The following is a 12,705-nucleotide window of genomic DNA, read 5'->3' as shown; positions in this document are numbered from 1 at the left end:
GTCGGTGAGTTTGCTTGGCAAGGCTATACGGCGCTGGTTCATCAGCGCCATGTCATTGCTGTGCGCCGCAGCGGCGCCGGCCTGCGGTTCCGCCACGCGGTAAGCCCACAACGGGCGCTGGCCATTGGACCGGCCCAATGGACCTTCGGCCTGGGTGCCGGCGGCAATCTCGGTCGGCACGGCGGCCTTTTTCACCGGCTCGGCAGCGGCCGGGCCCTGCAAGGTGGCCGCCTGGGCGTCCACCGGTTTGTTCTTTTGCATCTGGCGCATCAGCACGTCGGCCAGGCCGATACCACCGCCTTCGCGGGACATCGAGACCGCCAGTTGCTGGTCGTACATTTCCTGGTACTGCTTGGCCGCCGGAGTGTTCAGCGGGTTGTCCTTGCCCAGGGCCTCGGTGGCCGAGCGCATCGACTTGAGCATCTCGCTCAAGAACAGCGACTCGAACTCCTGCGCCACTTTGCGCATGTTGCCTTCGCTGTTCTTGTCGTCGCCGACCTTGAGCTGGTTAAGCCGGTTCAGGTCGGAGTAGGACCCCGAGTCCGCGGTGCTGGTGATCCCGCTCTTGCGCATATCCATGGCGATGGCCTCAGATCACGATCAGGTCGGCTTGCAAGGCGCCGGCCTGTTTCAACGCTTCGAGGATCGCCATCAAGTCGCCGGGCGCCGCGCCCACCTGGTTCACCGCACGGACAATCTCATCCAGCGTGGTGCCGGGGCCGAACTTGAACATCGGCTTGGCTTCTTGCTCGGCGTTGACGCGCGAACGTGGCACCACGGCGGTCTGGCCATTGGACAAAGGCCCAGGCTGGCTGACGATCGGGTCTTCGGTGATGGTCACGGTCAGGCTGCCGTGGGTCACTGCCGCCGGCGAAACCTTGACGTTCTGGCCGATCACGATGGTGCCGGTGCGCGAGTTGATGATGACTTTGGCCACCGCCTGGCCGGGGTCGACCTCGAGGTTTTCCAGGATCGACAGGTAGTCGACACGCTGGCTTGGGTCGAGCGGCGCGGTGACGCGGATCGAGCCGCCGTCGATGGCCTGGGCCACGCCAGGGCCGAGCATGTCGTTGATTTTGTCGACCACACGCTTGGCGGTGGTGAAGTCCGAACGGTTGAGGTTCAGCGTCAGGCTGTTGCCCTGGTTGAAACCACTTGGCACGGTCCGCTCAACCGTGGCGCCGCCGGGAATACGCCCGGCCGACGGCACGTTGACGGTAATCTTCGAACCGTCGCGGCCCTCGGCGTCAAAACCACCCACGACCAGGTTGCCCTGGGCGATGGCATAGACGTTGCCGTCGATACCTTTGAGCGGCGTCATCAGCAAGGTGCCGCCGCGCAGGCTTTTCGAGTTACCGATGGAGGCCACGGTGATGTCCACCACCTGGCCCGGCTTGGAAAACGCCGGCAAGTCGGCACTGATCGACACGGCCGCGACGTTTTTCAGCTGCACGTTGCCCGACCCCGCCGGCACCTTGATGCCGAACTGCGAGAGCATGTTGTTGAAGGTCTGCAGGGTGAACGGGGTCTGGGTGGTCTGGTCACCCGTACCGTTGAGCCCCACCACCAGGCCGTAGCCGATCAACTGGTTGGAACGCACGCCGGAAATGCTCGCGATGTCTTTCAAGCGCTCGGCCTGGGCGCCTGCGCTCAGGGCCAGCAGCAGCATCGCAGCCATCAGCTGTTTGAAGTTCAAGTTGGTCACCTAGAAAGGGAACAGCGGGCTAAGGAAGAAACGGTCGAACCAGCCCGGCTGACTCGCATCAGCAAACGAACCCGTACCCGAGTAGGTAATGCGCGCATCGGCAATCCGCGTCGACGACACAGTGTTGTCCGTAGCGATGTCATCGGCCCGAACCATGCCGGCGATGCGCACCAACTCGTCACCGGTGTTGAGGGTCATCCACTTTTCGCCGCGAATCGCGATGATGCCGTTGGGCAACACATCCGCCACAGTCACGGTGATCGAACCGGTCAGGGTGTTGCCCTGCGCCGCCGCGCTCTTGCCGTTGGTGGCACGGTCGCCGCTGTAGCCGGCGTCCAGGCTCAGGTCACCGCTGCCCAACGGGTTGTTGGTGTTGGGCACGCCGCCAAACAGCGAGCTCAGCCCGATGCTGGTCTTGCTGGTCTTGCCGATCTGCGAGTTGGCGTTCTTGCTCGCCTGAGTGCGCTCGTTCAGGGTGATGGTGATGATGTCACCGACCCGGAACGCCTTGCGGTCGCTGTACAGGTTCTGTTCGAAACCGGCCTGGTAGATCGAGCCATTGTTGGCCGCCGCAGGCAGTGGCGTGCGCGGCAACACCGGCGCGTAGTACGGGTCATTGGGCTTTGGCGTCGGGGCGACGCAGCCCGCGAGCACGGCGATCCCACTCAATGCCAGAACAGAAACAATGCGATTCATGACCCTTACCTCACGGTGTTGCAGGCGCCCTCAAGAGCGCCCCATAGACTTGATTACAGATTCTGCGTTACGAACGAAAGCATCTGGTCGGCGGTGGAGATCACCTTGGAGTTCATCTCGTAGGCGCGCTGGGTGGTGATCATGTTGACCATCTCCTCAACCGTGCTCACGTTGGAGGTTTCCAGGGTGCTTTGCAGCGTGGTACCAAAACCGTTCAGGCCAGGGGTGCCGATTTGCGGCGCGCCGCTGGAGGCGGTTTCCAGGAACAGGTTGTTACCCATGGCCTGCAGGCCGGCCGGGTTGATGAAGTCGGCGGTTTGCAGGTTGCCGATCACTTGCGACGCCGGGTTGCCGGCCACGGTGATCGACACGGTGCCGTCGTTGCCGACGGTGAAGGTCTGAGCGTTGTTGGGCACGACGATCGCCGGCTCCAGGGCGAAGCCGTTGGCGGTCACGATTTGGCCGTTGGCGTCCAAGTGGAACGTACCGTCACGGGTATAAGACGTGGTGCCATCGGGCTGCAAAATCTGGAAAAACCCTTTGCCATTGATCGCCATGTCCAGGGGCTGGCCAGTTTGCTGCAGGTTACCGGCATTGAAGTTCTTCTGGGTGCCGACGATCTGCACACCGGTACCCAGTTGCAGGCCCGACGGCAATTCGCTGTCCTGGGTCGACTGGGCGCCCGGCTGCCTTTTGATCTGGTAGAGCAAATCCTGGAACTCGGCGCGGTCACGTTTGAAACCCGTGGTCGACACGTTGGCCAAGTTGTTGGAAATGGTGGTCAGGTTGGTGTCCTGGGCGGACAAACCTGTTTTGGCAACCCATAGAGCCGGAAGCATGCTGTTCTCCTTCGTGCGCCTGTTTGTTGGCGCTGCGCTGCAAAATTAGTGGTAGGTACCGAATCAGGTCATTGCCAGGACGCGAGTCATGGCCTGGTCGTCTTCTTTAGCGCTGTTCATCATCTTGATGTGCAGCTCGAACTGCTTGGAAAGCGCCAGCACCGCGGTCATTTCTTCCACGGCATTGACGTTGCTCGCTTGCAGGAAGCCCGAGGTCAGGGTGACGTTCGCGTTGGCCTGGGCCGGCTGGCCATCCTTGGTGTGGATGGTGCCATCCAGGCCTTTATTCATATTCTTGAGGTCCGGCTGGACCAGCTTGATGCGGTCCACTTCAGCCATTACCCGCGGGCCTTCGCCCATGGCGCGGATGCTGATGGTGCCATCAGAACCCACTTCGATTTTCTGCTGGGGCGGCACGGCAATCGGGCCACCGTTGCCCATGATCGGCATCCCGTTGCCGGCCCGCAGCACGCCCAATGCATCGACGTTCATGCTGGCGCTGCGCACGTAGGCTTCGCTGCCGTCCGGGGTTTGCACGGCCATCCAGCCGTCGCCGTTGACGGCGACGTCGAGGTCACGACCGGTCTCGATCATTGCGCCAGGGGTGAAGTCGGTGGCTGGGCGTTCGGTCATGGCAAAAGCCCGCGCCGGAAAGCTGTCACCGAACACCGGCATCGAACGCGCCTGTTCCAGGTCACGTTGGAAACCATTGGTGGAAATGTTCGCCAGGTTGTTGGCATGGGCCTTCTGCGCCAGTGCATTCTGGCTGGCGCCGGTCATTGCCACATAAAGGTACTTGTCCACGCTCTTTCCTCTTTCTGACGGACGCTTGCCGCCCACCGCTGTACTGATGAGGCTTAAGCAATTTGCGAACCAACTTTTGAAATTCGCCTGAAACCAAGGCGGGGCAAGGCTTTGTGCGAGTATCGAGACCTGACGGGTTTCGCACAGAGACGGAAAAACGGCGGGCTTATGCCGCTAGCGGCAAGCCACTTAAAGCACATGACGGAAAATTCCGCGCGCACGCAACCGGCCCGTCCTTCCGCATCAGGCGAACGTGGCGCCTGGATATCCAGCCCAGGAACAACCTAAATAGAGGCATTCACCCGCCGACATTGACGTTCCCCAAGGAGACTCTGAGAGTGATCGCCCCGATTGATCTGCAGCACAAGCCCATTCAAACCCTCATGCCCCCCACGCTTAACGCGCTCGGTGCATCTGCCTCTGAAGCCAAGCAGGTTCAAGGCAGTCAGTTTTCCGACTCTGCGACCCAACCCCCACGACTGGCGCCCCACCCCGAACTGGACAGCTACGTCCTGAACAACGCCCAGGCGCCAAAATCGGCAGCTCAGTTCACTGCAGAGATGGTCAAGAAACAGTTCAAGGAAAAATTCGGCCAGGACGTTGACCCCGACAATACGTACGTCGTCACCTTTGCCTATAACAAGCAGGGGAACGCCCCGCCCTACCCGGCGCAAATCATCAGCAAAACCTCACTGACCGAAGCGGCACAACGAAATCAGCAGTACACCGAAAAGACTGATGCCTTAACGGTCGAAAGAAGTGACACCGGCTACGACGCTCACATCAGCCTCAAGGCGCAAAAAAGCATCCCGATCTATAAAGCCTCGCCGCACCCAAGCCAATTCGCCGGTAAAAACGAACACACGACACGCTTCCATCAAGGCATCTATACCGCGTCGGCCTTATCGACCCCTGATCAGTACGATGCCGCCAACCGTATACCCGTGCCCGTGGCAGACTTCCAACAGCAGGTCTGGGACACCGCCTATGCATCGCCCTACCGCACTTACCTGAGCAGTTTTCTCGACGCCAAAAGCGAACTCACCTACAGGAACCTGTCCAAGATTGCATTCATCAACGCTGCCGAATCCCAGCACCTGGAACGAAGCCTTGATGACGATGATCTGGACCTGGCACGCCGCGTGGCAGGTGTGGGCAGTACACCACGGGAAGAGCTGTCCCTCGGCCATGATATTTATGACCATTTGCCAGACCAGCAGGTGGATATCAAATTCCTGAGCATCAACGGCCGCGCGTCCACCGATATTTTCTATGCGATAGACAAAAAAACCTCGCGCACCCTGCTTTACATCCCCGGCAACTCTTCGCCTATCCACCCATTTGATACACCAACGGATATGCACAACTGGTTGAGCAAGCAGTTTTCCCTGCCCACGAGCAACGCGGCATTCACCCAGCATTTCAAAATGGAGGACCACTCAGAAATACAGCGGGTGATGCGTAACGTTGGCGACGGTTACCGCCGGTTCGGCGGCAATAACTGGTCCGAAGCACGGCACGATGAGTCGATTGTGCGTGGCGAAAAGATCCATACGGGCGACCCCTTCCATGAATCCAGCCTACGGATGAAAGCCCATGCCCTCGCCGACATCGATCAACTGTTTGTCAGCAATAAACAGGTCACCGAAGGGCTGTTGCTCGAAGCCGCGAAAAACCTTGGCAATGGTCTGCTGATCCTGGGCGGGGTCGCCGCCTCATTCATTCCAGGTCCCGTCGGAGCATTTGTGGCAACCATGTTCGCCACCCACGGCGCAATTGAAGTGGTTGAAGGCATCAAGGATGCGATAGACGGCAAACCCGGCGCGGGCAAGCGCATTGCCTTTGGCGCGCTGAACGCGGTGCCGTTGGTCGGGCGAGGCATATTCAAAACCGTCAAGGCCGTCAAGGGACCCGGCAAGTTGCCCGTGCCCAAGGCTCCCCCGACGATTCTCACGCCAGCGAGGGCCAACCCTTTCAGCAGCCGGCAACTGCAAAGAATCGACCGGCACGTAGCGCCTATCGAAAGCAAAATGTTCGCCGTTGAAAAGACTCTGAAAAACAGCCCCAAAGAATTCTTCATCACCCACGATGCCAACCGGGCGCTCACGGCCTTGCGCCATGAACGGACAGCGTGGCAAAGCGGCGAGTTGCTTGCCAGCAGAAGAGCCCTCTCCAATTCGCCGCTCGCCACGGGCGTGAACGCACAGCGCGCGACACTGCAAAAAACCTCACAAAAAGCCATTGACGATCTCTTCGAGAAGCTCGAGAGCCACCATGCAAAAGCACACTACGACTTTGCAAACGGGGTAGCAGGCGCGCAAAGAGGGCTGAAAAACGCTCCAACACCCGACGAACTCTTGCGATTGAAGGCTGTGCGAGATACCACGGAACAGTCGATATTCGACATCAAGCCCCATACCAGCTCGCTGTCGCGACCGGAGCTTGCCGCTCCTTCGCGTACGCCCGCGCCCCCGGGGTTCGAGGAGCAGACATGGGTAAAAATCCATCGCCATGTCGCCCAACTGGATGAGGCACGATACGTTCTTGGTAGCGCGAGCAAAACCAACCCGGCGTTAAAACCCTTCTCGCAAGAGCTTGTCGACGTCCGTAACGCTCTATTGGCCGAACGCAATGCCTGGCAAACCGACAAGATACTATCCGGCGCGGAAAAACTACCGGATGTACCGTCCACCCATCCAACACTATCAGCGCTGAGGGCGCGAACCGAAGCCGCAGCCAAGAAGCTGGTGAGCAAGATCGAATCTGCGTACGACGACGCCGGTGACGCCTTCAATAGGACGTTCGGTGACATCGTGAACAAATACAAGGCCCAGCAAACCGCCAAGGATCTGCTGAGCAACAAAAGCTCCACGGCCACGGCAGCGGAAATCGACAACTTGAAAAAAAACCTGTCCTACGCCACCCGAGCCCTTGAAGAACCGCCGGCGCAGGTCGGGTTAGAGCAGTTGGCAGCTACGCGTACACACCTTAAAAACCTATTGGATGAACTGAAGCCCCTCACCCCATTACAACCCACAGCTTGAGCTGACTCAGCGACATTAGCGCGTATTCATCTTCGGGTGAGTGCGCGCTTTTTTCTGTCACGGCTATTTGTCGGCCTTGATGACCGCGTAATCGCGCAATTTGTTCGCGATGGTGGTGTGGGATACCCCCAGGCGCTTGCCCAATTGCCGGCTGCTCGGGTGTTCGGCATACAAGCTTTCCAATACAGCCTTTTCAAACCGACCGACAATCGCTTCCAACCCCCCCTCCAACGAAAAATCGCCAAGCGGCTGACGTATCCCATAATCCGGCAGCCGAATGTGCTCCGCCTTGACCGTCCCGCCCTCACACAATGAAACCGCCTGAAACAGCACATTCTCCAACTGCCGCACATTGCCCGGCCAATGGTAATGACTCAGCCGATCCATCGCGGCCGGCACCAGCTTGGGCAGCGGGCAGCCAATCTGCCGGCTGGCCTGGTCAAGAAAATGCTCAACCAAGGGTGCCAGTCCATCCAGGCATTCGCGCAGGGGCGGGATGTGCAGGGACAGCACGTTGAGGCGGTGGTACAAGTCCTGGCGGAATTCGCCGCGGGCGCAGAGTTCGGACAAGTCCACCTGGGTGGCGCAGATCACCCGCACATCCAGATACACCTCTTCATCACTGCCAACCCGGCGAAAGCAACCGTCCTGTAGAAAACGCAGCAATTTCACCTGCAGTCGCGCACTCATCTCCCCCACACCATCGAGAAACAACGTACCGCCCGCCGTCAACTCCAGCAGCCCAAGCTTGCCCTCGGCCCGTGCGCCTTCAAACGCGCCGGGGCCGTAGCCGAACAACTCGGTCTCAGCCATCGACTCGGGCAAACCTGCGCAGTTAAGCGCCATCAACGGTGATTGCCCACGCGGGCTGGCCAGGTGGCAGGCGCGTGCCAGCAGCTCTTTGCCGGTGCCGGTCTCGCCCTCTATTAATAGCGGCGCATCCAATGGCGCCATACGCCGGGCCTCACGAACCACCGCCGCCATGACCCTGGAGCTTTGAAATATGCTGTCGAAGCCGCGCAGCTCCTGCTTACGCACGTTGTAGATGCGCTCCCCCACGCGGTCGGCGCGGTGCAGGGTCAATACGGCGCCGGCCATGGCCTCGCTGTCATCGTGCTCGGAGGATTGCAGCGGCGCGATGTCCGCCAGGAACACGTCACCCTTGACCTTGACCCGCAAACCATTGATTCGCGACTTGCTGGCGCGCACCAGCTCCGGCAAATCGAAGTCCTCGGCATAACGCGACAACGGAATCCCCGGCACCTCATCCACTCGCACGCCGAGCAACTGCGCCGCCGCACGGTTGGCGGCGACGATGGAGCCGCCCATGTCGATCGACAGCACCGGAAACTCCAGCGCGCCAAGCAAGGCATTGAGTTCCATATGCCTACGCTCGCTGGGCATCAGCCCTACCCTTTTCACGCCAAACACCCCGGCAATCGCTTCGAATTGCGGACGCAGTGCCTGGAACTGCATATTCACCAGGTTCGGGCAAAACAGGTAAATCGCGTTGCCATGCTCGCCGCCGACCTCACCCTTGGCCACGTTGACGCCGTATTCCACCAGCAGGTTGAGAATGTCCCGCAGGATGCCGATACGGTTCTGGCAGTGCACTTTGATACGCATGAAAAGGCCCGAAATGTGGGTGAACGCCGCGTCTTTTGCCGTTGGGCGCAGATAGTCGTCAAGATTATGTGACAGTCGATAAGCTTTTCACAGCCCAAGACACAGACAAGCCGCCCCAACGTAACGAAAACTTTACGATAACCGGTAAACTTTCCTACAGATCTACGCCCAGGCCCGATGGAATCCTGCACTCGTCGCGGTATCAATAGAGGTATCGCAGGACATAACAAGAACGATGCCTAGCAGGAGAGCCGTATGAAGCAGACGCACTACGTGGCCCGCGAGCCCGATGCGCAAGGTTTTATCCACTACCCGCCGGAAGAACACGCGGTGTGGAACACCCTGATCACGCGCCAGTTGAAAGTGATCGAAGGCCGCGCCTGCCAGGAATACCTGGACGGCATCGACAAGCTCGGCCTGCCGCTGGATCGCATTCCGCAGTTGGGCGAGATCAATCAGGTGCTGGCTGAGACCACTGGCTGGCAGGTCGCCCGTGTACCGGCGCTGATCCCCTTCCAGACCTTCTTCGAATTGCTCGCCAATAAACAGTTTCCAGTGGCGACCTTTATTCGCACCCGCGAAGAGCTCGACTACCTGCAAGAGCCGGACATTTTCCACGAGATCTTCGGCCACTGCCCACTGCTGACCAACCCCTGGTTCGCCGAATTCACCCACACTTACGGCAAGCTCGGCCTGGCGGCCACTAAAGAGCAACGCGTGTACCTGGCGCGCCTGTACTGGATGACCATCGAGTTTGGCCTGGTGGATACGCCGCAGGGGCTGCGCATCTACGGTGGCGGTATTTTGTCGTCGCCCAAAGAGAGCGTGTATTGCCTGTCGGATGAGCCTGAGCGCCAGGCCTTCGACCCGCTGGAAGCGATGCGCACGCCGTATCGCATCGACATACTGCAACCGCTGTATTTCGTCCTGCCTGAGCTCAAGCGCCTGTTCGAAGTGGCGCAGGAAGACATCATGGGCATGGTCGAACGTGGCATGCAGTTGGGTCTGCACGCACCCAAGTTCCCGCCCAAACCCAAAGCCGCGTGACACTTACGTTTTGAGGCCAGGTGAGTCTGTTCCCTGGCCGCGCGTTGCTTTAGGGTAACGCCCACTGATCTTCAATCATTCGAATTCAGGACACCCCACATGACCACCTTGAACCAAGCCCACTGCGAAGCCTGCCGCGCCGACGCCCCGCAAGTCAGCGATGAAGAGCTGCCGGTACTGCTCAAGCAGATTCCCGACTGGAACATCGAAGTGCGCGACGGCGTGATGCAGCTGGAAAAGGTTTTCCTGTTCAAGAACTTCAAATTCGCCCTGGCGTTTACCAATGCCATGGGTGAAATCTCCGAAGCCGAAGGCCATCACCCAGGCCTGCTCACCGAGTGGGGCAAAGTCACCGTGACCTGGTGGAGCCACTCGATCAAGGGCCTGCACCGCAATGACTTCATCATGGCCGCTCGCACCGACGAAGTGGCCAAGGACGCCGAGGGCCGCAAGTAATGCATTTTGACGCGATTGGCCGCGTGCCCGGCGACCCGATCCTCGGCCTGATGGACCTGTACGCCCAGGACAGCAACCCGAGCAAGTTCGACCTCGGCGTGGGCGTGTACAAGGACGACCAGGGCCTGACGCCGATTCCGCACTCGGTGAAACTCGCCGAGCAGCGCCTGGTAGACACCCAGACCACCAAGACCTACATCGGCGGCCACGGCGATGCCGCATTCGGTAAATTGATCAGCGAATTGGTGCTCGGCGCCGACTCCCTGCTGATCCGCGACCGACGCGCCGGCGCAACGCAAACCCCAGGCGGCACCGGCGCCCTGCGTCTGAGCGCCGACTTCATCGCCCAGAGCCTGCCTGGCCGTGGCGTGTGGCTGAGCAACCCGACCTGGCCGATCCACGAAAGCATCTTCGCCAAGGCCGGGCTCAAGGTCAGCCACTATCCCTACGTGGGCGCTGACAACCGCCTGGATGTGGCCGCGATGCTCGCAACACTCGCCACCGTGCCCAAGGGCGACGTGGTGTTGCTGCATGCCTGCTGCCACAACCCGACCGGTTTCGACCTGTCCCAGGATGACTGGCGCCAAGTGCTGCAGATCGTCCGCGAGCGCCAGTTGCTGCCGCTGATCGACTTCGCCTACCAGGGCTTTGGCGATGGCCTGGAGCAAGACGCCTGGGCCGTGCGGCTGTTTGCCGCCGAACTGCCGGAAGTGCTGATCACCAGTTCCTGCTCGAAAAACTTCGGCCTGTACCGCGACCGTGTCGGCGCGCTGATCGTGTGCGCGGCGGATGCCGAGAAGCTCACGGACGTGCGCAGTCAACTGGCCAATACCGCGCGCAACCTGTGGTCGACGCCGCCGGATCATGGGGCGGCGGTGGTCGCGACCATCCTCGGTGACGCCGAACTGAAAAAGCGCTGGGCCGAGGAAGTTGAAGCCATGCGTTCACGGATCGCGCAATTGCGCGCCGGGCTGGTGGAAGCGCTGGCGCCCCACGGGCTGGCCGAACGGTTTGCGCATATTGGTGCGCAGCGCGGAATGTTTTCCTATACCGGCTTGAGTGCCGAACAGGTGAAGCAACTGCGCGAGAAGCACAGCGTGTATATGGTCAGTTCGGGGCGGGCTAACGTTGCGGGCATCGACGCGACGCGCCTGACCCTGCTGGCACAAGCCATCGCCGACGTCTCCAACTGAAGAAACGCGGACTAAAATGTGGGAGCAAGCCCGCTCCCACATCTGTATTGACCTTCAGCCCGCGACCATTTCTGCCTTCAGCTGCGCCTCTTTCGCCTGCGCATCCGCCAATCGATACAACTCGATGCTTCCATCCCAGTGCTCGATCAACGCCGTGCACGACTCCACCCAATCCCCACAATTGAGGTAATCCACCTCGCCCACCTTGCGGATCTCGGCGTGGTGAATATGCCCGCACACCACCCCGTGCAGTTCGCGCTTGGTCACTTCGTGGGCGATTGCTTCTTCAAAATCACTGATAAAACTCACGGCCGTCTTGACCTTGTGCTTGAGGTACGCCGACAACGACCAGTAGCCATAGCCGTACCGCGCGCGCCAGTGATTGAGCCAGCGGTTCAGCGTGAGGGTGAACTCGTAGGCTGAATCCCCGAGGAACGCCAGCCAGCGGTGGTAACGGGTGATTACATCAAACTGGTCGCCGTGGATGACCAGCAAATGGCGGCCATCGGCGGTGACATGCACGGCCTCGTCCACCAGCTGGATGTTGCCGAGGATCAGCTTGGAATAGCGCCGTAGAAACTCATCATGGTTGCCGGTGACGTAGATCACCTCGGTACCGCGCTTGGCCATGGTCAGCAGGCGGCGGATCACATTGGTGTGGGCCTGCGGCCAGTACATCCCGCCGCGCAGTTTCCAGCCGTCAATAATGTCGCCCACCAGGTAGACCTTGTCGGCGTGGTAGCCCTTGAGAAACTGCGACAAATGTTCGGCCTGGCAATCCCGTGTGCCCAGGTGCACATCGGAAATCCACAGGGTTCGAACCCGTTGCTTGCGGCTGGGCTTGGTGAATTCGGCGCTGGTCATGGGCGTCCCTCGACGGTGTTTTCGCGAGCTTGCGCCCCGGCGATTAATAGCCCATGACAACTGTGCGTCAGTCTGATGACAGCGCCCGCGCACCGCGAAGCGTTGTAGACTTGGGGTCTGTTGCCCCGGAGACCGCGATGAGACCGTCCCTCACGCTACGCCATTACCTCGAAGCGCCCCTCGCCCACAGCCATGACCATGCGCAGCTGGTGTTTGGCCTGTCCGGGCACCTGGATCTGGAAGTCGATGGCCGTGGCAGCCAGGTGCGCGAAAGCAGCGTGATGGTGCTGCCCTTCTCCGCCCACCACGCCTGCGGCAGCCGCGACGGCAGCCGCTGCCTGGTGCTGGACGTGCCCACCGAGCATTGGCTGCTGCAATCTTTGGGCGAACACGCGGACGCCAGCCGCCGCCTGCTCGACCAGCCCGCGCGC

The 12,705-nt window shown here is 60.4% G+C and carries 11 protein-coding genes and 1 pseudogene; 5 read left to right on the top strand and 7 right to left on the bottom strand.

The window, feature by feature from the left end; translation table 11 throughout:
* From WBR57_RS03345 to WBR57_RS03325, 5 genes are all read right to left on the bottom strand, one after another.
* Positions 1-579, bottom strand: a 579-nt coding sequence (locus tag WBR57_RS03345) for a rod-binding protein (RefSeq protein ID WP_424082091.1), incomplete at its 3' end; no start/stop codon positions are given.
* A gap of 10 nt (positions 580-589) precedes the next feature.
* Entirely contained in the window at positions 590-1,678 is a 1,089-nt protein-coding gene (locus WBR57_RS03340) for a flagellar basal body P-ring protein FlgI (protein WP_424082093.1), read from the bottom strand.
* A 27-nt stretch (positions 1,679-1,705) separates the two neighbouring features.
* Positions 1,706-2,401, bottom strand: a complete 696-nt coding sequence (flgH, locus tag WBR57_RS03335) for a flagellar basal body L-ring protein FlgH (protein WP_424082089.1) — start codon at positions 2,399-2,401, stop codon at positions 1,706-1,708.
* 53 nt (positions 2,402-2,454) lie between these two features.
* Complete coding sequence (flgG, locus tag WBR57_RS03330; protein WP_032887852.1) at positions 2,455-3,240, bottom strand: flagellar basal-body rod protein FlgG; 786 nt, start codon at positions 3,238-3,240, stop codon at positions 2,455-2,457.
* A 63-nt stretch (positions 3,241-3,303) separates the two neighbouring features.
* Positions 3,304-4,044 carry a flagellar basal body rod protein FlgF gene (locus tag WBR57_RS03325; RefSeq protein ID WP_122539508.1) on the bottom strand — a complete coding sequence of 247 codons (741 nt, stop codon included), beginning with the start codon at positions 4,042-4,044 and terminating at the stop codon, positions 3,304-3,306.
* Between the two features lie 338 nt (positions 4,045-4,382).
* On the opposite strand from WBR57_RS03325, the gene WBR57_RS03320 reads away from it, so the two are divergent.
* Complete coding sequence (locus tag WBR57_RS03320) at positions 4,383-7,088, top strand: dermonecrotic toxin domain-containing protein (RefSeq protein WP_424082086.1); 2,706 nt, start codon at positions 4,383-4,385, stop codon at positions 7,086-7,088.
* 63 nt (positions 7,089-7,151) lie between these two features.
* Here WBR57_RS03320 and WBR57_RS03315 read toward each other — a convergent pair whose 3' ends face one another.
* Positions 7,152-8,714 (bottom strand): sigma-54-dependent transcriptional regulator, encoded by a 1,563-nt coding sequence (locus WBR57_RS03315; protein WP_424082084.1) that lies wholly within the window; start codon positions 8,712-8,714, stop codon positions 7,152-7,154.
* Between the two features lie 255 nt (positions 8,715-8,969).
* On the opposite strand from WBR57_RS03315, the gene phhA reads away from it, so the two are divergent.
* The 3 genes from phhA to WBR57_RS03300 all read left to right on the top strand — a co-directional run bounded on the left by phhA (position 8,970) and on the right by WBR57_RS03300 (position 11,410).
* The gene (phhA, locus tag WBR57_RS03310) at positions 8,970-9,761 is read left to right on the top strand and encodes a phenylalanine 4-monooxygenase (RefSeq protein WP_424082082.1); all 792 of its coding nucleotides are present in this window, start codon (positions 8,970-8,972) and stop codon (positions 9,759-9,761) included.
* 99 nt (positions 9,762-9,860) lie between these two features.
* Positions 9,861-10,217, top strand: coding sequence for a 4a-hydroxytetrahydrobiopterin dehydratase (locus WBR57_RS03305; protein ID WP_010208721.1), 357 nt, complete (start codon positions 9,861-9,863; stop codon positions 10,215-10,217).
* On the top strand, positions 10,217-11,410 hold the full coding sequence (locus tag WBR57_RS03300) for an amino acid aminotransferase (protein WP_424082079.1): 1,194 nt from the start codon (positions 10,217-10,219) through the stop codon (positions 11,408-11,410). The genes WBR57_RS03305 and WBR57_RS03300 overlap by 1 nt, the downstream gene beginning before the upstream one ends.
* Positions 11,411-11,464: 54 nt before the next feature.
* Here the strand turns inward: WBR57_RS03300 and WBR57_RS03295 are convergent, their stop codons facing one another.
* Positions 11,465-12,274, bottom strand: coding sequence for a UDP-2,3-diacylglucosamine diphosphatase (locus WBR57_RS03295; RefSeq protein WP_424082077.1), 810 nt, complete (start codon positions 12,272-12,274; stop codon positions 11,465-11,467).
* A 137-nt stretch (positions 12,275-12,411) separates the two neighbouring features.
* On the opposite strand from WBR57_RS03295, the pseudogene WBR57_RS03290 reads away from it, so the two are divergent.
* A pseudogene (locus WBR57_RS03290) lies at positions 12,412-12,705 on the top strand (AraC family transcriptional regulator); the annotation flags it as partial.

Source organism: Pseudomonas sp. (assembly GCF_049590575.1).
Lineage (GTDB): Bacteria > Pseudomonadota > Gammaproteobacteria > Pseudomonadales > Pseudomonadaceae > Aquipseudomonas.
Note: the sequence above shows the minus strand (reverse complement) of the source record. Positions and strands in the feature narration are given on the sequence as shown.

Bases quoted from the DNA above. Each gene is read 5' to 3' on its own strand.
- WBR57_RS03340 (WP_424082093.1), bottom strand. From the start codon at position 1,678: ATGGCTGCGATGCTGCTGCTGGCCCTGAGCGCAGGCGCCCAGGCCGAG.
- flgH (WP_424082089.1), bottom strand. From the start codon at position 2,401: ATGAATCGCATTGTTTCTGTTCTGGCATTGAGTGGGATCGCCGTGCTC.
- flgG (WP_032887852.1), bottom strand. From the start codon at position 3,240: ATGCTTCCGGCTCTATGGGTTGCCAAAACAGGTTTGTCCGCCCAGGAC.
- WBR57_RS03315 (WP_424082084.1), bottom strand. From the start codon at position 8,714: ATGCGTATCAAAGTGCACTGCCAGAACCGTATCGGCATCCTGCGGGAC.
- phhA (WP_424082082.1), top strand. From the start codon at position 8,970: ATGAAGCAGACGCACTACGTGGCCCGCGAGCCCGATGCGCAAGGTTTT.
- WBR57_RS03305 (WP_010208721.1), top strand. From the start codon at position 9,861: ATGACCACCTTGAACCAAGCCCACTGCGAAGCCTGCCGCGCCGACGCC.
- WBR57_RS03300 (WP_424082079.1), top strand. From the start codon at position 10,217: ATGCATTTTGACGCGATTGGCCGCGTGCCCGGCGACCCGATCCTCGGC.
- WBR57_RS03295 (WP_424082077.1), bottom strand. From the start codon at position 12,274: ATGACCAGCGCCGAATTCACCAAGCCCAGCCGCAAGCAACGGGTTCGA.